Consider the following 20,422-nt stretch of genomic DNA (forward strand, 5'->3'; position numbering starts at 1 on the left):
CCGGGGCGCCGGCGCTGTCGTGCAGGCGTGCCTCAGAGCGCGGCCACCGTCAGCGGAGCGAACCGCCGACTCCAGTCGCCCGGCAGCTCCGGGATCCCGTACGTCATGACCGCGTTGAGGGCGACCGGCGCCAGACCGCGTTCCCTGGCCCAGGCCCGTAGCTCTTCGTGCCGTACGTCGATGTCGGTGCGCAGGGGGCGGTCGGTACCTGCGGCGAGCGATGTGAGGAGTGCCTGCGCCGTCTCGGTGTCACGGGCGATCAGTGGGCCCACGACATGGGTGTCCATGTTGGGCCAGGCAGCCGCGTATCCGGTGAGCCGGCCGCTCTCCTCGGCGACGCGGAACTGGTCGGCGAAGGCGGGCAACCGGGTGATGAGGTGCGTGCGATCCGTACCGAGCACCTCCTCGTCGAGCCGGAGAATCGCGGCGAGGTCCTCGGCGGTGGCCGCGCGCGTGCGCACCGCCGGTGTGAGGCCGTCCGGACTGAAGTGTCCACGGAGCATCTCCGCCTGGCCGGTGACCTTGAAGCCCAGTTCCTCGTAGAGCGGGCGGCCGTAGGGCGTGGCGTGAAGAGTCAGCGGGGTGCTGCCCATGGCGGAGACAATGTGCCGCATGAGCCGACGGCCGATGCCCTGTCGGGCGTGCCGTTCGGCGACCAGCACCATCCCGATCGCTCCCAGATCGGGCTCGCTGTAGGGGCCGTACTCCGTGACCACGCAGGCGGTGACGAGGCCTCCGCCGGGGTCGTCGATGCCGTAGCCCTTTCCGGCCGCGAGGAGGAGGCCCCACTTGTACTCCTCGCGTGGCCACCCCCGGTCCTCGGACAAGTCCGCGCAGGCGTTGAGATCACGAATGCGTCAGACGGCGGATGGGGAGAGCGGCGAGAGAAGGAGTCGGCACGCAGGTCAGGCTGTCCGACGGGTGGCCTTGGCGTCCACCTGTTTCCCGGGGTGCGTACGGGCTTTTGGTCATGTCGTGGCCAAGCGCACAGGGCCCGATCACATACTGGGTGTTTCACGTGAAACATCGGAGAACGACGACCGTCCGGCGATCGGCCGGAAGTACCCCATGAGGCTTCACCGGGCTTTGGACCACTAGCCTCACGACATGGCGAGACTTCATCTCTTCGATCTCGACGGCACTTTGCTGCACGGGACCAGCGCGCCCGTACAGATTTCCCGGCAACTCGGACTCGAGGCAGAGACAGTGGCGCTCGACCAGGCGATCGGGGCCGGGCTGATAGGGCCGCCCGAATACGCGCAGCAGGTTTACGCACTGTGGGCGTCCCTGACCGAGGCGCACGTCGTCGCGGCCTTCGAAGGGGCTCCATGGCTGGCCCGTATTCGTGAGGTCTGGGCGGAGATCAGGGGACAGGGCGACTATTGCGCGGTCGTATCTCTCTCGCCGTCCTTCTTTGTGGAACGGCTCACCGGTTGGGGGGCTCATGCCGCGTACGGGTCCCGTTTTCCGGCCGTCCCCTTCACCGAGCCGGTGGAGTCCACCGGAGCACTCAGTGCCGCCGCCAAGGTGCTGATCGCGGACCGGTTGTGCGAGCAGTTCGGAGTGACACGGGCCGACTGCATCGCCTACGGCGACTCATCCTCCGACAAGGACCTGTTCGCCGTGGTGCCGGTCTCGGTGGCGGTCAACGCGGACCATCACCTGTCCGACATCTCGACCCACTCCTACGACGGCATGGATCTGTGGGAAGCCTATGAATTGGTGCGCCACGCCCAGTGATGGGGGCAATGCAGCCTAACGGGACGGACAGATCGAAGACCCGCATTCGTGGTTATGCGGCCACGGCGTCCGTACGCGGTGGCACGCTGCAGGGGACTGCGCGCAGGGGCTGAATGTGGTCGCGTCGGCCGGGACGTCGAGTGGGAAGACAAGCCGTCCGCGGGGGAAAGCAGGACTCTTCCGGCCGAGGAAGTGCAGACCGACCGAAAGATGTTCGAGGCGAGGCACACCATGGACGCTCCGACCGGTATGTCGGCCGACAACGGCGCCTCCGGGGGCGGGGCCGGCTGGTTCGCTCCACACCATCAGCCGACGACGGCGCCCGGTGCCGCGGACGAGACGGCAGAGGGAAGCAGGCCGACCGCGCCGCGCCCGGTCGGCAGGCCATGGGCAGGCGCCTCTCCAGCAGCTCCGCCGGCCACTGAGGCGGGCCCGTCGGCCGAGGTCACAGCGCCGCCGCCCGACGCTTCGGACACAGCGCCACCCGGCACGGAGACCGGCCGCGAGAAGGATGCGGCACTCGCCGAGGAGATACCCGGCCTGGCCGACGAGGCACAGAGCCCGATACGGACGTACGAGACAGACCCCCCGGCTCAGACACCGCCCTTACCGCGGTCCGCTCCGGCTCAGCCCCCCACAGGGCCGGACGAGGCCCCCTCCGCACGCCCCCGAGTCCCCGCCCACCACTCCTCCCCGCACCAGGGCACCCTCACGGCGCTCAGCACCACGCCTTCACAGCTCCCGGGCCTGCCCCCGAGGGACCAGCAACCCTCCCCGGGCGCCGTCCGTATCCGCCGGACCATGGCCGAGGTCGTACCCGTCGCCGAGAAGGTCACGTCGTACTTCTACGCGCTGCTCTTCGTACGCCACCCCGGTCTGCGACCGCTGTTCCCCGCCTCCATGGACGCCCAGCGGGACCGCCTGTTCAAGGCGCTGCTGACGGCGGCCGAGCACATCGACAACCCGCCTGTGCTGGTCGACTACCTGCAGAACCTCGGCCGCGGACATCGCAAGTACGGCACCCGCGCCGAGCACTATCCGGCGGTCGGGGAGTGCCTCATCGGCGCGCTGAGCAAGTACGCCTCCAGCAGTTGGGACAGCGAGACCGAGGCGGCCTGGGTCCGGGCGTACACGACGATCTCGCAGGTGATGATCGACGCGGCGGCCGCGGACGAACTGCGCGCCCCCGCCTGGTGGTTCGCGGAGGTCGTGTCGCACGACCTGCGGACCCCGGACGTCGCCGTCGTCACCGTCCGGCCCGACCAGCCCTATCCGTTCCTCGCCGGCCAGTACACAAGCCTGGAGACGCCGTGGTGGCCGCGCATATGGCGGCACTACTCGTTCGCCTCGGTACCCCGCTCCGACGGTCTGCTGTCGTTCCACGTGAAGGCCGTCCCCGCGGGCTGGGTCTCCAACGCGCTGGTGCACCGGGCCCGCCCCGGGGACGTCATCCGGCTCGGTCCGCCGACCGGGTCCATGACCGTGGACCACACCACCGACAGCGGACTGCTCTGCCTGGGCGGCGGTACCGGCATAGCTCCGATCAAGGCGCTGGTCGAGGATGTGGCCGAACACGGTGCACGAAGGTCGGTCGAGGTGTTCTACGGAGCCCGCACCGACCACGACCTGTACGCCATCGACACGATGCTCAGGCTCCAGCAGTCCCACCCCTGGCTGTCGGTCCGTGCGGTCGTCGACCAGCGGGCTCGTCTTCGGTTCCCGGACGCCGTACGCGCGTACGGCCCATGGCGCGACTACGACGCCTACCTCTCGGGCCCGCCCGGCATGATCCGCAGCGGTGTGGACACGCTCAGGTCCTTCGGGATCCCCTCGGAACGCATACGCCACGACTCCGTGGAGGAGCTCGTCCTGGCCCAGTGACCTGGCGCGGGCTCAGCCCAGGTCCGGGGCGTGCATGGCCCGTACGCCCTCGATGTTGCCGTCCAGATAGTGGCGCAGCGACAGCGGGACCAGGTGGACCGACGCGATCCCGATGCGAGTGAACGGCACCCGAACGATCTCGTACTCTCCGATGGGCTCGTCCACTTCGGGCCCGTGCCGCAGGGACGGGTTCATCGACTCCAGGTGGCAGACGAAGAAGTGCTGCACCTTCACTCCGGTCGCACCGCCGTCGTCGCCGATGTGCTCGATGGTGTCCACGAAGCAGGGCACCACATCGGTGATCTTGGCGCCGAGTTCCTCATGGACCTCGCGGTGCAGGGCGTCGACGACGGTCGTGTCCGTCGGCTCGACTCCACCGCCGGGAGTCAGCCAGTAGGGATCCATGCCGGGCTTGGTGCGCTTGATCAGGATCAGATCGTCACCGTCGAGCAGGACGGCACGGGCGGTGCGCTTGACCACGGGTCTTACGGTCATGGGGGGAATGTGGCCCGGATGGTTCCACGTGAAACATCGCGTGCCGTCATCGGTCGGGATCGCCGGGCTGAGAGCGCGAAACCCCTGCTCAACACCAGTCGGCAGCCGCCCGCAGCAGCCATTCGTGCGCGCGCGCGATATGCGGCATGGCCAGCGTCCCGGTACGCACCACCAGGAAGTACGTCCGCAGCGGGGGCACGGCGGGTTCGTGCAGCGCGACGACGTCGCCGCGTTCGAGGGCGGCCGCGCACAGATAGCGCGGCAGCACCGCGAGCCCGGCGCCCGCGACCGTGCAGGCGAGTACCGCGCGCAGGTCGGGGACGACGACGGTGCCCGGTGCGGGCGGACGGGAATCGAAGACGGAGGCCCAATAGCGCGAGACGAAGGGCAGTGACTCGTGCACCTCGACCACGGGGACGTCCTCGAACGCCGGGGCGCGCTTGACCCCGGGAACCGGTTTGACCGCTTCCCCTGGGCCGAGCTGGTCGGCCCAGCTCGGGGCGGCGACCAGGACGTGCTCCTCGTCGCAGAGCGTGCTCGCGGTGAGCAGCGCACCCCGCGGACGGGCCGTGCTGATGGCCAGATCGTGATGCCCGGCGGCCAGACCCTCCAGGGTCTCCTCGGCGTTTCCGAAGGAGGCCCGCAGGGCGAAACCCTGGCCGTCCTCGCCGGTCAGCTGGGTGAGCGCGGGCAGCGCCCGCTCGGCGGTGAACTCGGGCGGCCCCGCGAGATGCAGCGTGCGAAGGGAGGACTCGTCGTCCAGGCCGGTCTCGGTGATCTCCACCAGGGCGTCGAGATGGGGGGCGGCCTTGTGGGCGAGTTCGTCACCGATGGTCGTGGGGGTCACACCGCGGGCCTGCCGTAAGAACAGGGGCCTGCCCAGCTGCCGTTCCAGGGTGCGGATCTGTGAGGTGACGGCCGGCTGCGACAGCCCGAGCAGTGCGGCGGCGCGGGTGAAGGAACCGGCCCGGTGCACCGTCACGAAGGTGCGCAGCAAGGCCAGATCCATGGTGACGCCCCCTCCGAGCCCTGACCCGGTCCCTGAGGCGGCTCCGGGGCAGGGGCCCAACTATAAATATGTCGATAGGCCCCTGTCGCTACTGTGATTGGACACTGACACAGAGTCAACTAGCCTGGTTCGCGCGGTTCTTGGCGCGCGGGAACCGGGGCGGTCCGAGCCACGAGGGGGGAGGCTCGGACCGCTCGTCGTACGTAGCCGGACTTAACGCATGTCCGGAAAACCGCTGCTGAGCCGGTCAGTCGGCCGACTCCTCCAGCGCACGCAGCACATCCGCCACCAGGTCCTCGGGATCCTCCGCCCCGACCGAGAAGCGGATGAAGCCCTCCGGCACGTCGTCGCCGCCCCAGCGCCGACGCCGCTCGGCCGTGGAGCGCACCCCGCCGAAGCTCGTCGCGTCGTCCACGATCCGCAGGGCATCGAGGAAACGGTCGGCACGCGTGTGCGTGGGCAGCGTGAAGGACACCACGCATCCGTAGCGGCACATCTGCTGCGACGCGATCTTGTGCGAGGGGTCGTCGGGCAGCCCCGGATAGCGCAGCCCGGTCACCTCGGGCCGCTTCCGCAGCGCCTCGGCGAGCACGAGCGCGGTCGCGTTCTGCCGCTCGACCCGCATCTGGAGGGTGGCGATCGACCGGTGCGCGAGCCAAGCCTCCATGGGCCCGGCGATCGCTCCGACGATCTTCCGCCAGCGGCGGACGGCGTCCATGGCCTCGCCCTCGCGCCCGGTGACGTACCCGAGGAGGACGTCTCCGTGCCCCGTGAGCTGCTTGGTGCCGCTGGCCACGGAGAAGTCCGCGCCGAGCTCCAGCGGGCGCTGTCCGAGCGGGGTGGCGAGTGTGTTGTCCACGGCGACGAGCGCACCACGCGCGTGTGCCGCCTCGACGAGCCGCCGGATGTCGCACACGTCGAGGCCGGGGTTGGACGGGCTCTCGATCCACAGCAGCCGCGCGCCGTCGAGGACGTCGAGCTGGGCGTCGCCACCGGTCGGCGCGGTGCGCACCTCGATGCCGTACGCCTCCAACTGGGCGCGGATCAGCGGCAGAACCTGGTAGCCGTCACTGGGCAGGACGACCGTGTCCCCGGCGCGCAGCTGCGAGAAGAGCACGGCGGAGACGGCGGCCATGCCCGAGGCGAAGACCAGTGTCTCCACTCCGTCCCGCCCCGGCGCCTCCAGCTCGCCGATGGCGCGCTCCAGCAGGCTCCAGCTCGGGTTCGTGTCACGGCCGTAGGTGTACGGGCCGTCGACCTCACCGGGCAGATGGAAGTGGGCGGCGAAGGCCGGACCGGGCAGGGTCGGTTCGTTCTTGACCGCCTCGGGCAGTCCCGCCCGTACCGCGCGCGTGCCCTCCCCCTGGTCCGCAGCCCTGTCGCTCATGCCACCCGTCCTTCCGTCCGCTCGCGCACCTCGGCGAGCAGACCCTCGCTCGCCGCCTCCACCATCTCAAGGCACTCCTCGAAGCCGTCCAGGCCCCCGTAGTACGGGTCCGGAACGTCCAGTTCGTCGCCCGCTGCGGGGTCGTACGAACGCAGCAGCCGTACCTTCCCGGCGTCCTCCGGTGTGGGCGCGAGGCGTCGCAGGGCCCTCAGGTGGCCGGCGTCGAGGGCGATCACCAGGTCGAGGCGGGTGAACCAGGACGGCTGGAACTGCCGGGCCGTATGGGCGCCGGCGTAGCCGTGCTCCTCCAGGACGGACACGGTGCGCGGGTCGGCGCCGTCGCCCTCGTGCCAGCCGCCCGTGCCGGCACTGTCGACCTCGACCAGGCCCTCCAGACCGGCTTCCGCCACGCGGGCGCGGAAGACCGACTCGGCCATCGGGGAACGGCAGATGTTGCCCGTGCAGACGAAACAGACGCGATAGGTCATGCCTCCTCAGTCCTCGTCGGGCAGGACGACGTGCAGGGCCCACGACACGATCGAGATGATCAGGCCGCCCAGGACGGCCGTCCAGAACCCCTCGACGTGGAAGCTCAGATCGAGCTTGTCGGCGAGCCACGAGGTCAGCAGCAGCATCAACGCGTTGACGATCAGCGTGAACAGGCCGAGCGTCAGGATGAACAGCGGGAAGGTGAGCACCTTCACGAGGGGCTTGACCAGGAAGTTCACCAGGCCGAAGACCAGCGCGACGAGTATCAGCGTCCAGACCTTCTTGCCCGTGCTGCCACCGGTCAGGGTGATCTTGTCGAGCAGCCAGACGGCGACCGCCAGGGCACCCGCGTTGGCGATCGTCTTGACTAGGAAATTCTTCATGTGTCTGATCGTGACAGAAGAGATCGGTTACGGGCACTGACGAGGGCGGACCAACTCGATGAAGGCATTCCGGTTGGATGAACTGGAGGCGGAGCGCGCCGCCAACGACGGCGCCTACCTGCAGTTCCTGCGTGAGCGGAACATGTCCGTCGGCCTGTACGCACTCGACGCAGGAGCCCAGGATCCGCAGCAGCCCCACAACCAGGACGAGGTCTACTTCGTGGTCAGCGGACGCGCGGCGATCACCGTGGGCATGGAGACGACGCAGGTGGCGCGCGGCAGCGTGGTGTACGTCCCGGCCGGTGTCGCCCACAAGTTCCACCACATCAGCGAGGACCTCAGGGTCATGGTGGTGTTCTCTCCCCCCGAGAGCTGACCTGCGGTCTCGGGGTTCCCTAGGGGATCAGTCAGGGGAGGACAAGGGATGCGAGGCCCCCGCAGGGGCACCTCCCGGCCCTAGCATCGAGTGCAGGACATTGGTGGATCCGGTACCAGAGGGGCCGGACAGTGCCGGACTGCAGAGAGGTAAGTGCGATGGGAGAGATCTTCGCGGGGATGCCGTGGTGGGTGAAGTGGATCGCGGTGCCGGTCATCGCCCTGGTCGTGTTCGGCGGGCTGATAGCCACGGTGGTCGGCTTCGTCATCGGCCTGCTCTTCAAGCTGCTGGTCTTCGTGGCCCTGGTCGGCGGTCTCGTCTACGTCGTACGGAAGTTCATGTCGAGCTCCTCTTCGCGCAGCGACTGGTAGGCATCGGGAGCGGGCGGGGCGCCGGTAACAGGAATGCCCCGTTCCCTCGGGCGAGGGAAGTTTTCCGGACGGACCGTATACATGCGGTGGCGGACCGTTAAAGTCCGGAACTCGACGCGGGGACGACCCCGCGAGCGGAGTACACCCCCTCCCGTGTTTCCCGCACGGGCTGCCCCCTCGCGCCCTGGGAGTGACCCTTGGCCACGGTTGACACCGCACCCGCACAGATCGACGCCCGCGCGACGACGGCTCCGACACATCCGACGCCTCCGGCACAGCCCACGGCTTCGGAACGGCCTACGGCTTTGGAACGGCCCACGGCTTCGGAACGGCCCACGGCTTCGGAACGGCCTACGGCTTTGGAACGGCCCACGGCTTCGGAACGGCCAACGGCCCCAGGAGGCCTGGTAGCCGCTGACCAGACAGTGGGCTCCGCCCAGCCGGTGGGTCCGACGCAGCCGGTGGCACCGGCTGAGCCGGCAGCTCCGGTACGGGCGTCAGAGCCCGTGCGGCCATCCGGTCTCGCCCCGTCGACGGCTCCGGTACGGGCGTCGGCTCCCGTGCAGCCCACCGCCTCCGTACGGCCGTCCGCCCCCGTCCAGCGGCACGCGGCGCCCTCCTCCGAACCTCCCGAACAGGCCCACTCCGCCACCCTGATCGGGTCCGTCCAGCGCGCGATGCGCCTGCTCGAATCCGTCGCGGAGCACGAGTACGGAGCCCCCGCCAAACAACTCGCCCGCGAGACCGGGCTGGCACTCCCCACGGCGTACCACCTGCTGCGCACCCTCGTGCACGAGGGCTATCTACGCCGCGACAAGGGCCTGTTCTTCCTCGGGGAGGCGGCTGAGCGGCTGAGCAGCAGTGGAGCCGAGCAGAAACGTCGCAGCACCGTCGTCGACGCGCTTGCGCACTGGCGCGACCTGATCGGCGTGCCGGTGTACTACGCCCAGTACCGCGACGGCGAGATCGAGGTCCTCTGTGTCTCCGACAGCCCCGGAAACCCGGCAGTCGAGGAGTGGGCCGACTTTCGCGAGACCGGGCACGCGCACGCCATCGGGCAGTGTCTGCTCGCCCAACTCGACGACGAACGCCGGCGTGACCATCTCGACCGGTACCCCGTGCAGTCCATCACGCCGTACACCGTGCGCGACGGCCACAGTCTGCTCCGGCGTCTCGAACGGACCGCGCGAATGGGACCGGTGATCGAACGTCAGGAGTACGCACTGGGCACGGTGTGCGCGGCGATTCCGATCACGGTGGGTAACGCTGCGGCAACGATGGCCATCTCATTGCCTGCTCATCAGGCAGACCGATTGATGGCCGCCACCCAGCAATTGCAAGAGGAAATCGGGCGTTTGATGGGGTCGCTGGCAATCTCTATCAGTATCTGAAAACTCACTCCTTGTGATCTGTCGTACACGTTCAGCAAGATGCCACCAGTATCAGAGGGATCATTTCGGCCGACGAAGGCAGATGACGGGGTAAGCGATGCGCGAGACCGTACAGGCAGAGGTCATGATGAGCTTTCTCGTGTCCGAGGAGCTCTCCTTCCGCATTCCCGTGGAGCTGCGCTACGAGGCCTGCGATCCGTACGCGGTCCGGCTGACCTTCCATCTCCCGGGTGATGCCCCGGTGACCTGGGCTTTCGGCCGTGAGCTGCTGATCGACGGGGTGGGACGGCCCTGCGGGGAGGGTGATGTGCGGGTCTCCCCGGCTGGTTCCGACCTGCTGGGCGATGTGCTGATCAGGCTTCAGGTCGGCGGCGACCAGGCCCTGTTCCGCTCGTCGACGGCGCCGATCATCGCGTTCCTCGATCGCACGGACAAGTTGGTGCCGCTGGGCCAGGAGGCCGCGCTGGCCGATTTCGACACCCATCTGGACGAGGCGCTGGACCGGATCCTGGCGGAGGAGCAGAGCGCGGGCTGACACCTTGCGGTGGCGAGGTGGCGGAACGCTTCAGCATGGGGTGGGAGGGTGCAGGAACGCTTCTGCCGGATCGGGAACAGAGTGGGACGACAGTGCGGAGCCGGCTCGCTGGAGATGTGCGCCGTGGGAACGCCCAGGCGGCGGGTCGCTTGCTCGGGGCTGCTTGGCGCGCGTTCTACGACGAGCGGGTCTCTTAGTTTGAGCCGGTAGCCGGTAGCCGGTAGCCGGTAGCCGGTAGCCGGTAGCCGGTAGCCGGTAGCCGGTAGCCGGTAGCCGGTAGCCGGTAGCCGGTAGCCGGTAACTCGGAACCGGAGCCCGGGAGCTGGGGGACCGAAGCTCCGGCCCGTCCCCCCGTCCCCCCCCCCGTCCCCGCCCCCTGGCCCCCTCTCACCGCCTGCGCCGCCGCCCCTTCCCGCCGCGGCCAGCCGTCGGCCGACTGCCGGCCGTCCCCGCGCTCGCACTCGTCGCCGGTACGGGCGTGGACACCCCCGTTCCCGCCGCCTCCGTCCCCGGTCGGTCGGCCGAGACCACCAGGGCCGCGAGGGCCGTGGTGACCGGTACCGAGGCGACGAGGCCGATCGAGCCGACCAGTGTGCGCACGATCTCCACGGCCACCAACTCGCTGTTGGCGACCGTCCCCACGCTGGACTGCGCGATGGAGAAGAGCAGCAACAGCGGCAGCGCGGCACCGGCGTAGGCGAGGACGAGGGTGTTGACGACGGACGCGATGTGGTCGCGGCCGATGCGGATGCCCGCGCGGTAGAGCCCGTGCCAGCCCATCGTCGGGTTGGCCTCGTGCAGCTCCCAGACCGCCGAGGTCTGCGTGACGGTCACGTCGTCGAGAACACCGAGCGAGCCGATGATGACGCCGGCGAGCAGCAGACCGCTCATGTCGATCGACGGGTACAACCCGTGGATGAGCCCGGTGTTGTCGTCCGTGTTGCCCGTCAGCGCTGCCCAGTTGATGAACAGCGAGCCGAGGACGCCGATCAGCACCAGTGAGATCAGCGTGCCGAGGACAGCCACGGAGGTTCTGGCCGACAGACCGTGGCACATGTAGAGGGCGATCAGCATGATGGCGCTCGATCCGACCACCGCCACGAGCAGCGGGTTCGAGCCCTGGAGGATCGCGGGCAGGACGAAGAAGTTCAGCAGCAGGAAGCTGACGGCCAGCGCGATCAGCGCCATGACACCGCGCATGCGCCCGACGACCACGACGGCGAGCGCGAAGATACCTGCGAGCAGCGCCATCGGGAACCCGCGGTCCACGTCGGTGACCGAGTACTGCAAGTCCCTGGGCGCGGAGGGCTCGTACGCGACCACGACCTTCTGGCCCTCGTGCAACTGCCGTGACTGGTCCGGCTGGACGATCTCCGTGAAGGTGCGGCCCTTGTCCTTGCCGGTGTCGACCCTGATCGTCGCCTTCTTGCAGCTGCCCTTCGCCTGCTGTTCGGCGGACGAGCCCTCGGCGGTCGAGGTGTCCCCGGTCGGGGTCTCCCCCGAGGCGTTCACCGACTTGCAGCTGACGCTCACGACCTTGCTGACCGTCGCGTGCTGGGTCTGCCGGTCGAAGCCGACCCCGGTGCGTTCGTGCGCCGGGGCGCCACCGGGCCACAGCACCCCGAGTCCCACCACCACGGCCACCCCGAAGGGGATGAGGATCGCCGCGATGACCTTGCGCAGGTGCTTGGAGACGGGAGTCGCCGGTCCGTGGCTGTGACTGTGCGAGTGGCCGTGCCCAGCGCTGGAGCCGGGCCCGCTCCCATGTCCGTGCCCGTCACCGGAACCGTTCCCGTCTCCGGAACCGTTCCCGTCTCCGGAGCCATGCCCGTCCCCCGAGCTGCCGCGGTGGCCGTCACCGCCATGGCCACCGCCATCACCGAGACCGCCGCCACCCAGACCACCACCGCCTGGGGCACCGTGGCTCGCACCCTGACCGTGGCCGTAGCCATGACCGCCGCCATGTCCACCGCCATGACCGCCGCTGTGCTCACGCTCATGCTCGTGCCAGCCACTGGCTCCGCTGACCTCGCTGACCCCACCGGTCCCGCCGGGTCCACCGTCTCCGAAGCCACCGCGGGAACCGCTGCCGGGGCCGTGCCCAGGGCCGTTTCCGGAGCCCGGCCGGCGCGGAGGCTCGGGGGGCGGGTACGGGGACTGATGCGTCGTGGTCACCGCCCGATCATCGCAAGAACGACAGGGGCCCTCTGTTCACCGCGCCAGAATTGACGCTAGCGTGGAGCCACCTTTGTACACGCGGGAGCTCGGAGCACCGGGCTGAGAGGGCGCTGACCTCCGTCCCAGCGATGTTTCACGTGGAACGTCATCTCAAGCGAGTGACGTTCCCCACGAAACGTCGGCAGACGGAAGCCGCTGCGTCGACCGCCGAACCTGTTACCGGGTAATGCCGGCGTAGGGAGTAGGTCTCATGACCATCAAGGACGCGCGCACGCCTGCCTCCGACCAGCACGACGAGGAGGCCGGGAAGTCCATCGGCTGGCACAAGGGATACGTGACGGGCCCAGACGGCTCGCGCCCCGATCTGCGAGTGCCGGTCCGACAGGTGCACCTCACCAACGGGCAGTCGGTCACGTTGTACGACACGTCGGGCCCGTACACCGATCCGCTCACCGAGACGGACGTCCGCCGGGGCCTTGCGCCACTGCGGGAGAACTGGATCATCGCCCGCGGGGACACCGAGGAGTACGCGGGCCGTCCCGTGCGCCCCGAGGACGACGGGATCAAGCACACCTCACCACGGGGTGGCCTTCGCAACCTCGACGCGGTCTTTCCGGGGAGGGCTCGCCAGCCGCGCCGCAGCCGTGACGGCGAGGCGGTCACACAGCTCGCCTATGCCCGACGCGGTGAGATCACACCGGAGATGGAGTTCGTGGCCATCCGGGAGAACGTCTCTCCTGAGGTGGTCCGTGAGGAGATCGCGGCGGGCCGCGCGGTGCTGCCGGCGAACGTCAACCACCCGGAGATCGAGCCGATGATCATCGGCAAGCGGTTCCTGGTGAAGGTCAACGCCAACATCGGTAATTCCGCGGTGACGTCCTCCATCGAGGAGGAGGTCGAGAAGATGACCTGGGCGACCCGCTGGGGGGCCGACACGGTCATGGACCTGTCCACCGGCCGCAACATCCACACCACCCGCGAGTGGGTGCTGCGCAACTCCCCCGTCCCCATCGGCACGGTGCCGCTCTATCAGGCGCTGGAGAAGGTCGACGGCCGTGCCGAGGAGCTGACCTGGGAGATCTACAAGGACACGGTCATCGAGCAGGCCGAGCAGGGCGTGGACTACATGACGGTCCACGCGGGCGTGCGCCTGCCGTACGTACCGCTGACGGCCAACCGCAAGACCGGCATCGTCTCGCGCGGCGGCTCGATCATGGCGGCGTGGTGCCTCGCGCACCACAAGGAGTCGTTCCTGTACGAGAACTTCGAGGAACTGTGCGAGATCCTCGCCGCCTACGACGTCACGTACTCGCTGGGCGACGGCCTCCGGCCCGGCTCGATCGCGGACGCCAACGACGAGGCGCAGTTCGCGGAGTTGCGCACGCTCGGGGAACTCAACCGGATCGCGAAGCGTTTCAACGTACAGACCATGATCGAGGGCCCGGGTCACGTCCCGATGCACAAGATCAAGGAGAACATCGACCTTCAGCAGGAGATCTGCGATGAAGCTCCGTTCTATACGCTCGGCCCGCTGACCACCGACGTCGCGCCGGCCTACGACCACATCACCTCCGGCATCGGCGCCGCGATGATCGCCTGGTGGGGCACCGCGATGCTCTGCTACGTCACGCCCAAGGAGCACTTGGGCCTGCCGAACCGGGACGACGTCAAGACGGGTGTCATCACCTACAAGATCGCCGCCCACGCGGCCGACCTCGCCAAGGGACACCCGGGCGCCCAGGAGTGGGACGACGCCCTCTCCGACGCCCGTTTCGAGTTCCGCTGGGAGGACCAGTTCAACCTGGCCCTCGACCCCGACACGGCCCGGGAGTTCCACGACGAGACCCTCCCGGCCGAACCGGCCAAGACGGCTCACTTCTGCTCCATGTGCGGGCCGAAGTTCTGCTCGATGAAGATTAGCCAAAGCATCACAGCGCAGTTCGGCGGTACGGCGGCTGCGGGGGCGACAGCTGAGGAGGTCGCTGAGGGGATGCTGCAGAAGTCGAAGGAGTTCGCGGCGAGCGGGAACCGGGTGTACTTGCCGCTCGCGGACTGAGACCCGCGTGTGATGGTCCGCGTTTCCGACTGGTCCCCATCCGAGTCGGAAACGCGGACCTGGTTTTTCCAGGAGGAGGCGGATGGACAGCGTGTCCCGGATACGCAATGCTGCCTTGGCGATCACGCGCCAGCGGTGGCCGCACCGTGCGAGGGGTGGGGTTGGTGGAGCGATCACAGGCCGGGGCTCTGCCGCCGGAAGCCCTCCGTTACCGGTCGACGCGTCTGCAACGCGTGCTGCCTGTTCTGCCTCTCCTCGTCGTCGTCATGGGCACGCGCATCTGGGAGTGGGTGGCTGGGGCGCAATCGGGCGCTGAGGTGGCAAGGACGTCCGGTACGTGGGCCGCCCTGCTGTTCGTGCCGCTGATCATGAATAGGCATTTCGGCATCACGCTCTCGCAGTCGACAGCCATCGTGCACAACCTCCGACGCCGGACCATCCAGTGGGCCGAAGTCCAAGTCATCCGCATCGAGACCGTCCTAGGGACCCGGACCGTCGTGATCTACGAAGCGGACGGCCGCCGTACCAGCCTGCGGGCACCTACCACGGGTTTTCTTTCCTGGTGATCGCGAATTCGAAGAGAAGTTCCACAACATTGGCAGGTGGTGGCTGGAGCACCGTGGAGAGGACTGGGTTCCTGTCCCGCCGCCCGAATCATGGTGGAATGCACCGTCGGCGCCCAACGGGAATCCATTCGCTCCTCCCGCGAGTTGACGGCTGGCCCACGCGCCCTTTCGGGCGATGGAGCGACTTCGGCGTGAAGATGCGCGCAGACCGACTCCGGTCTGAACCTGTCTTCGATGAAGATCTCCCAGGACATCCGCCGACTCCACGGCGACAGTCAGGAGGAGATCGAGGAGGGCATGGCCCAGAAGTCGAAGGGGTTCGCGGCGGCGGGCAACCGGGTGTACCTCCCGATCGCCGACTGACGCGGGCGGACCGTCGACGGGCGGTCCGCGGGCAGGTCTTCGGCTTGCGCTCCCCGGGGTGGGGGCGCAAGCCGAGGGGCTGTGCCGGGTGTCACTCCGGCTGGTGCTCCGGCCCCCCGAAGTCCGGGCTGGTGTAGTCCGGGCTGGTGAAGCTCGGGCGGGCACCGGAGGCTCCCTCGTCCGGGCTGCTGAAGCCCGGACGGTCGTAGCCGAGGCTGGGCATCCTGCTGGTCGGCGCGGGCGGTGCCGTGTGATGCAGTGCGGCGGTACCGGGATCGGCCAGGGCCTCTCCGAGGAAGGGGAGGAGGCCGCGTTCCAGCAGGGCCTCGCGCCAGGCGTCCCTGGCCCGTGCCACCTCCTCGCTCAGCTCGCCGTACTCCGCGTCCGGCGAGGGCCGGTTGTGCAGGGCGGTGATCAGCAGGCCGCCGGCGGCGACCAGGATCGCGGCCGCGGTCAGGGCTCCGAACACCCAGCCGATAGTGATCATGGCGTGGGCGACTGCCGGCGGTGGGCTGAGCATCTGGAGGATGTATCCCACGAGCAGGAAGATCGCCGCGGCGATTCCGGCCAGGACAGGTGTCAGAACGGCGGCGACGGCGACGGCGCCCGCACCGGCGGTCTCGGCGACCTCTCCCATGGTGGTGGCGAGCCCCATCGCACCCGTGCCGGACTCGGCGGGGCCGGGTTCGTGCACGGACGACAGGGTGGACGGCGTCGCCGGGCGGCGCTGTTCCTCGCGGACCTTCACGTAGTGCTGGTACTCGGTCGCCGCGGCCGCCGTGATGAGTGCGGTGGCGTTGAGCGCCATGGTGCGCAGCTGTTCGGGATTCAGCCGCTGTCCGACCGCGGCCAGTTCGGGACGTTGTGGTGCGGAGCGCAGCGCCTCATCGAGGATCCGCTCGTACTCCTGGCGGTCCTCGCTGTGCAGGTGCTGCGGAACGCTGTTCATGTGCATCCCCCGATGCTCCGTAGGGCTTGGGGCTCGCATGCCAACGAGCCGTCGGGCAGAAACGGAGGGGAGCCTGCTACGGATAAGCAGATGGTAGAGCGGTCACGGCACAGGGTGACAGGGGGTTTCCAGAAATTGGCCTCTGGCCTGCGCGGTCGACGGTCACTCCGTCGCGGGGGAACGACTGCCCTGTGAAGGCTCAGATATCCAGGGGCAGTTGCTGGACCAGCAGTTTTCCGGCCATGGTCACCCCGCCGTCCATCGCGATGGCCAGTCCGTCGGCGTAGACGTGCGGTCCCTCGACCACCGGACCGGATTCCTCCTTGTCGTCCTCGGAGCCCACTTCGCCGAGCAGATAGGGGATCGGGCTGTGGCCGTGGACGATGCGGGTGCCGCCATACGTGTCGAGCAGGGACCGCACATGGTCGGCGCCGCCCTCGTCGCGGAAGGAGAAGCGCTTGGTGAGTTTGCGGAACAGGTCCCACACCTCGTCCGCGTCATTGCGCGTGAGGGTCTCGCGGACGGTGTCGTTGACCGCCTCGATCGAGTCGCCGTAGTCGAGATAGGCGGTGGTGTCGGAGTGCACGAGCAGATGGCCGTCGACCTCCTCGACGGCGTCGAGGCGGGCCATCCACTGCAGGTGGTGGTCCTGGAGGCGGTCCATGTCGGTCTTCTGTCCGCCGTTGAGCAGCCAGGCCGCCTGGAAGGTGGCGGTGCCCGCGCCGGAGTTGACGGGGGTGTCGCCGAACCGCTTGGCGCCGAGCAGGAGCAGCTCGTGGTTGCCCATGAGCGCCTTGCAATAGCCGCCGGCCGCGGCGGCCTCCGCGGACAGTCGCATCACGAGGTCGATGACGCCGATGCCGTCGGGTCCTCGGTCGGTGAAGTCGCCGAGGAACCACAGCCGGGCGGTGCCGGCGCTCCAGTTGCCCGCGTCGTCGACCAGGCCCTTCTCGTGGAGTGCGGCCATCAGTTCGTCGAGGTAGCCGTGGACGTCGCCGACGACGTACAGCGGGCCGGGGCCGTCCTCCGCGCGCTCGGCGGGATCGGCGGCCGTCTGGATCCCGTCACCGTGGTCGATGACGGGCAGGTCCTGCTCGGTCGGGGTGTACCCCTCCGGGTAGGCCTCCTCGTGGGCTGGCACGACGTCGCCGGGGTGTGTGCTGTGGCCGTGCGGACCGGTCTCGTTGACGTACGCGGGCACCCGGAAGTCGCGCAGCACCGCCGTGCGCTCCACCTCGGGTCCCTGACCGGCCCCCTGAGTCATCAGACCCCTCCACCATCGCGCCGCATCTGCACCGCTTCGGACTGCCTGGTCGCAGCGGCCCGCGGTGTCGTGGGCCCATCATAGGAATGCGGATCGCGCCGTGTGATGACCCAGGGGTGGTGAATCGGAGCAAGACTCCTGATCACCGCGGCATTCGCCCCGATTGGGCCGGGCTTCGCCCCTCACCCGGCCACTCTGCGGTTACTGCTCCTCGGGCGACCGCGGCGGCCTGACCGTCGTGCGCGGGGCCCTCCGCTGGGACGAGGTGCGCACGATCAGCTCCGTCGGTATCACCTGCTCGACCGGTTGGTCCGATTCGACCCCTTCGATGGCGTCGATGAGGAGCTGGATCACGGCCGTGCCGATGCGGCGGGGCTTGAGGGAGAGCGTGGTGACGGGCGGCTCGGTGCTGGCGTACACGGTGGACTCGCTGCAGCAGACGATCAGCAGGTCGTCCGGGACGCGCAGCCCGTAGCGGCGGGCGGCGGCCAGCAGGTCGGTGCCGTTCGGGTCGAACAGGCCGTAGACGGCGTCCGGTCGGTCCGGGCGGGCGAGCAGCCGGTCGGCGGCGACGGCGCCCGCGCACGGATCGTGCGCCGGGTAGGCCTCGTAGACCGGATCCTGGCCCACCCGCTCGCACCAGCGCAGATACGCGGTGGTCGACAGATGGGTGTACGTGTCCGTCGTCGTCCCGGTCAGCAGGCCGATGCGGCGGGCGCCGGCGTCGGCGAGATGGTCGAGGATGCCGAGGACGGCGGCCTCGTGGTCGTTGTCGACCCAGGCGGTGACCGGGAGCGCGCCGGCCGGGCGGCCGTCGGAGACCACCGGCAGGCCCTGCCGGACCAGCTCGCTGACGACCGGGTCCTGGTCGGACGGGTCGATGACCACGGTGCCGTCCAGGGCGACGTTCGACCACACGTCGTGGCGGGAGGTGGCCGGGAGGATGACGAGGGCGTAGCCGCGGGCGAGCGCGGCCGAGGTGGCGGCCCGCGCCATCTCGGCGAAGTACGCGAACTCGGTGAAGGTGAAAGGTTCATCCCCGTACGTCGTCACGGTCAGGCCGATGAGTCCCGACTTGCCCGTACGGAGGGTTCTGGCCGCGGCCGAGGGCCGGTAGCCCAGCCGGTCGGCGACCTCCCTGACATGGCGGCGGGTGGCGTCCGGGAGCCTGCCCTTGCCGTTCAGGGCGTCGGAGACGGTCGTGATGGAGACTCCGGCGGCGGCGGCCACGTCTCTGATGCCCGCCCGGCCCGGCCGACTGCCTCGACGTGAGGTTTCCGCGCGGCTCACCTGGTGCTTCCCTGCTGCTGTCATGGCGAGCCGATAGTAGGGCTCATGCGGTGGGGTAGGGCGGACGCATATGCACGCGTTGACAGGCACGTTTCTGCAAGGTCATTTAGTGCCAACTACCTGTGAAACAAAGCCAGTTAAACGATCCAATGGCACTACGTAACTTGTCGGCACGCATGAGCCTGCCAAGTTCCCGATGTTTCGAAGAGGTCTCAACTCACCTGCACGGGTGATGCGCGCTACGGCGTGAGCCACCGGCGCATAGATATATGTGATCGCGCCCCCGGATTCGTCTGCCTTCGTACGGTGATGCCCCTGATGCCTGTGGGGTTGATGAGGTTGGTTTTCACCTGTACGCAGCGGGGCCCAATCCTCATAAGGTGAGCAGTATTGGAGCCGGCTGCCGGAGTCGGCCGCCATGCGTCGGTGGTCATGAGGAGGACTGCGGTGAGCGAGACAAGCCCCAAGCTGCGCGCCGAGCTGGAGAGTATCCCCACGTACAGGCCGGGCAAGCCCGCCGCTGCCGGCGGTCCGGTGGCCTACAAGCTGTCCTCCAACGAGAACCCCTATCCGCCGCTGCCGGGCGTGCTGGAGACCGTGACGGCCGCGGTCTCCTCCTTCAACCGCTACCCGGACATGGCCTGTACGGGCCTGATGAACGAGCTGTCCGAGCGCTTCGGCGTCCCGCTCTCCCACCTGGCCACCGGCACCGGTTCGGTCGGCGTCGCGCAGCAGCTGATCCAGGCGACCTCGGGACCGGGCGACGAGGTCATCTATGCCTGGCGCTCCTTCGAGGCGTACCCGATCATCACGCAGATCAGCGGCGCGACCTCGGTGCGGGTGCCGCTGACGGCGGGTGATGTGCATGACCTGGACGCGATGGCCGACGCGATCACCGAACGGACCCGGTTGATCTTCATCTGCAACCCCAACAACCCGACGGGCACGGTCGTGAAGCGTGCCGAGCTGGAACGCTTCCTCGACCGGGTGCCGAGTGACGTGCTGGTGGTGCTGGACGAGGCCTACCGCGAGTTCATCCGCGATCTTGAGGTGCCGGACGGTGTGGAGCTGTACCGCACGCGGCCCAACGTCTGTGTGCTGCGCACCTTCTCCAAGGCGTACGGCCTCGCGGGCCTCAGGGTCGGCTTCGCGATCGCCCATGAGCCGGTGGCCGCAGCGCTGCGCAAGACGGCGGTGCCCTTCGGAGTGAGCCAGCTCGCCCAGGAGGCGGCGATCGCCTCGCTGCGGGCCGAGGACGAACTGCTCGGCCGGGTCGGCTCGCTGGTCTGTGAGCGCAACCGTGTGGTGGAGGGGCTGCGGGCCCAGGGCTGGACGGTGCCCGAGACCCAGGCCAACTTCGTCTGGCTGCGGCTGGGGGAGCGCACCGTCGACTTCGCGGCGGCGTGCGAGCAGCACGGTGTGGTCGTACGGCCCTTCGCGGGCGAGGGTGTGCGAGTGACGGTCGGGGAGGCCGAGGCGAACGACATCTTCCTCAAGGTGGCCGAGGGCTTCCGCAAGGAGCTGTGACCCGACGTGGTGAGTCTGCGGGGCCCGGGGTTTCACGTGAAACCCCGGGCCCCGCGCGCCAGGGGCCGAGCGGTCCCCTTCAGATGTGACCTATTGGACCCGCCTAGGGACCCCCCGCCCATCCCATGCCGAACCGCCATGGGTCATAATTGCTTGTGAATGTGAACGCTTT

18 protein-coding genes and 2 pseudogenes are annotated in these 20,422 nt (G+C 68.9%); 10 read left to right on the forward strand and 10 right to left on the reverse strand.

What is annotated here, in order from left to right:
* Positions 1 to 32: 32 nt before the first annotated feature.
* Positions 33 to 900: pseudogene (locus RKD20_RS22380) on the reverse strand (GNAT family N-acetyltransferase).
* Between the two features lie 207 nt (positions 901 to 1,107).
* Between RKD20_RS22380 and RKD20_RS22385 the strand changes: the two are divergent.
* Together RKD20_RS22385 and RKD20_RS22390 are read left to right on the forward strand one after the other, a co-directional pair.
* On the forward strand, positions 1,108 to 1,740 hold the full coding sequence (locus tag RKD20_RS22385) for an HAD family hydrolase (RefSeq protein ID WP_424879276.1): 633 nt from the start codon (positions 1,108 to 1,110) through the stop codon (positions 1,738 to 1,740).
* 231 nt (positions 1,741 to 1,971) lie between these two features.
* A complete protein-coding gene (locus RKD20_RS22390) occupies positions 1,972 to 3,621 on the forward strand; it encodes a globin domain-containing protein (protein ID WP_424883288.1) in 1,650 nt (549 codons plus the stop codon).
* A 12-nt stretch (positions 3,622 to 3,633) separates the two neighbouring features.
* On the opposite strand, the gene RKD20_RS22395 is transcribed toward RKD20_RS22390, so the two are convergent.
* The 5 genes from RKD20_RS22395 to RKD20_RS22415 form a co-directional block, all read right to left on the reverse strand.
* Positions 3,634 to 4,116 (reverse strand): NUDIX domain-containing protein, encoded by a 483-nt coding sequence (locus RKD20_RS22395; protein ID WP_424879277.1) that lies wholly within the window; start codon positions 4,114 to 4,116, stop codon positions 3,634 to 3,636.
* Between the two features lie 88 nt (positions 4,117 to 4,204).
* Positions 4,205 to 5,125 carry a LysR family transcriptional regulator gene (locus RKD20_RS22400; protein WP_424879278.1) on the reverse strand — a complete coding sequence of 307 codons (921 nt, stop codon included), beginning with the start codon at positions 5,123 to 5,125 and terminating at the stop codon, positions 4,205 to 4,207.
* A gap of 247 nt (positions 5,126 to 5,372) precedes the next feature.
* Positions 5,373 to 6,512: a cystathionine gamma-lyase gene (locus RKD20_RS22405; protein ID WP_424879279.1), complete on the reverse strand. Its 1,140-nt coding sequence runs from the start codon at positions 6,510 to 6,512 to the stop codon at positions 5,373 to 5,375.
* On the reverse strand, positions 6,509 to 7,000 hold the full coding sequence (locus RKD20_RS22410) for a low molecular weight protein-tyrosine-phosphatase (protein WP_424879280.1): 492 nt from the start codon (positions 6,998 to 7,000) through the stop codon (positions 6,509 to 6,511). The genes RKD20_RS22405 and RKD20_RS22410 overlap by 4 nt, the downstream gene beginning before the upstream one ends.
* Before the next feature lie 6 nt (positions 7,001 to 7,006).
* The gene (locus tag RKD20_RS22415; protein ID WP_424879281.1) at positions 7,007 to 7,384 is read right to left on the reverse strand and encodes a phage holin family protein; all 378 of its coding nucleotides are present in this window, start codon (positions 7,382 to 7,384) and stop codon (positions 7,007 to 7,009) included.
* Positions 7,385 to 7,442: 58 nt separating this feature from the next.
* Here RKD20_RS22415 and RKD20_RS22420 point away from each other — a divergent pair, with 58 nt between their 5' ends.
* The 4 genes from RKD20_RS22420 to RKD20_RS22435 all read left to right on the forward strand — a co-directional run bounded on the left by RKD20_RS22420 (position 7,443) and on the right by RKD20_RS22435 (position 10,057).
* Positions 7,443 to 7,760 carry a cupin domain-containing protein gene (locus RKD20_RS22420; protein WP_028808005.1) on the forward strand — a complete coding sequence of 106 codons (318 nt, stop codon included), beginning with the start codon at positions 7,443 to 7,445 and terminating at the stop codon, positions 7,758 to 7,760.
* A 158-nt stretch (positions 7,761 to 7,918) separates the two neighbouring features.
* Positions 7,919 to 8,131 carry a DUF5326 family protein gene (locus RKD20_RS22425; RefSeq protein ID WP_020119530.1) on the forward strand — a complete coding sequence of 71 codons (213 nt, stop codon included), beginning with the start codon at positions 7,919 to 7,921 and terminating at the stop codon, positions 8,129 to 8,131.
* Between the two features lie 653 nt (positions 8,132 to 8,784).
* Positions 8,785 to 9,522: an IclR family transcriptional regulator gene (locus tag RKD20_RS22430; protein ID WP_078612621.1), complete on the forward strand. Its 738-nt coding sequence runs from the start codon at positions 8,785 to 8,787 to the stop codon at positions 9,520 to 9,522.
* Between the two features lie 97 nt (positions 9,523 to 9,619).
* Positions 9,620 to 10,057: an SsgA family sporulation/cell division regulator gene (locus RKD20_RS22435; RefSeq protein ID WP_007383236.1), complete on the forward strand. Its 438-nt coding sequence runs from the start codon at positions 9,620 to 9,622 to the stop codon at positions 10,055 to 10,057.
* 387 nt (positions 10,058 to 10,444) lie between these two features.
* Here the strand turns inward: RKD20_RS22435 and RKD20_RS22440 are convergent, their stop codons facing one another.
* A complete protein-coding gene (locus RKD20_RS22440) occupies positions 10,445 to 11,956 on the reverse strand; it encodes a YibE/F family protein (RefSeq protein WP_424883289.1) in 1,512 nt (503 codons plus the stop codon).
* 529 nt (positions 11,957 to 12,485) lie between these two features.
* Between RKD20_RS22440 and thiC the strand changes: the two genes are divergently transcribed.
* From thiC to RKD20_RS22455, 3 genes and pseudogenes are all read left to right on the forward strand, one after another.
* Positions 12,486 to 14,291 (forward strand): phosphomethylpyrimidine synthase ThiC, encoded by a 1,806-nt coding sequence (gene thiC / locus RKD20_RS22445; RefSeq protein ID WP_424879282.1) that lies wholly within the window; start codon positions 12,486 to 12,488, stop codon positions 14,289 to 14,291.
* Positions 14,292 to 14,446: 155 nt separating this feature from the next.
* Positions 14,447 to 14,857 (forward strand): hypothetical protein, encoded by a 411-nt coding sequence (locus RKD20_RS22450; protein ID WP_424879283.1) that lies wholly within the window; start codon positions 14,447 to 14,449, stop codon positions 14,855 to 14,857.
* Between the two features lie 216 nt (positions 14,858 to 15,073).
* Positions 15,074 to 15,220 (forward strand): annotated as a pseudogene (locus RKD20_RS22455) (thiamine biosynthesis protein ThiC); the annotation flags it as partial.
* 91 nt (positions 15,221 to 15,311) lie between these two features.
* On the opposite strand, the gene RKD20_RS22460 reads toward RKD20_RS22455, so the two are convergent.
* From RKD20_RS22460 to RKD20_RS22470, 3 genes are all read right to left on the reverse strand, one after another.
* Positions 15,312 to 16,175: a hypothetical protein gene (locus tag RKD20_RS22460; protein ID WP_424879284.1), complete on the reverse strand. Its 864-nt coding sequence runs from the start codon at positions 16,173 to 16,175 to the stop codon at positions 15,312 to 15,314.
* A 193-nt stretch (positions 16,176 to 16,368) separates the two neighbouring features.
* Positions 16,369 to 17,433 carry a metallophosphoesterase gene (locus RKD20_RS22465; RefSeq protein ID WP_424879285.1) on the reverse strand — a complete coding sequence of 355 codons (1,065 nt, stop codon included), beginning with the start codon at positions 17,431 to 17,433 and terminating at the stop codon, positions 16,369 to 16,371.
* Between the two features lie 201 nt (positions 17,434 to 17,634).
* On the reverse strand, positions 17,635 to 18,747 hold the full coding sequence (locus RKD20_RS22470) for a LacI family DNA-binding transcriptional regulator (RefSeq protein WP_424879286.1): 1,113 nt from the start codon (positions 18,745 to 18,747) through the stop codon (positions 17,635 to 17,637).
* Positions 18,748 to 19,170: 423 nt separating this feature from the next.
* Here RKD20_RS22470 and hisC point away from each other — a divergent pair, with 423 nt between their 5' ends.
* Positions 19,171 to 20,250, forward strand: a complete 1,080-nt coding sequence (gene hisC, locus RKD20_RS22475; RefSeq protein ID WP_424879287.1) for a histidinol-phosphate transaminase — start codon at positions 19,171 to 19,173, stop codon at positions 20,248 to 20,250.
* The last annotated feature ends 172 nt before the right edge of the window (positions 20,251 to 20,422 follow it).

It is taken from the genome of Streptomyces sp. SLBN-8D4 (assembly GCF_049739545.1).
GTDB classification, from domain to species: domain Bacteria; phylum Actinomycetota; class Actinomycetes; order Streptomycetales; family Streptomycetaceae; genus Streptomyces; species Streptomyces canus_C.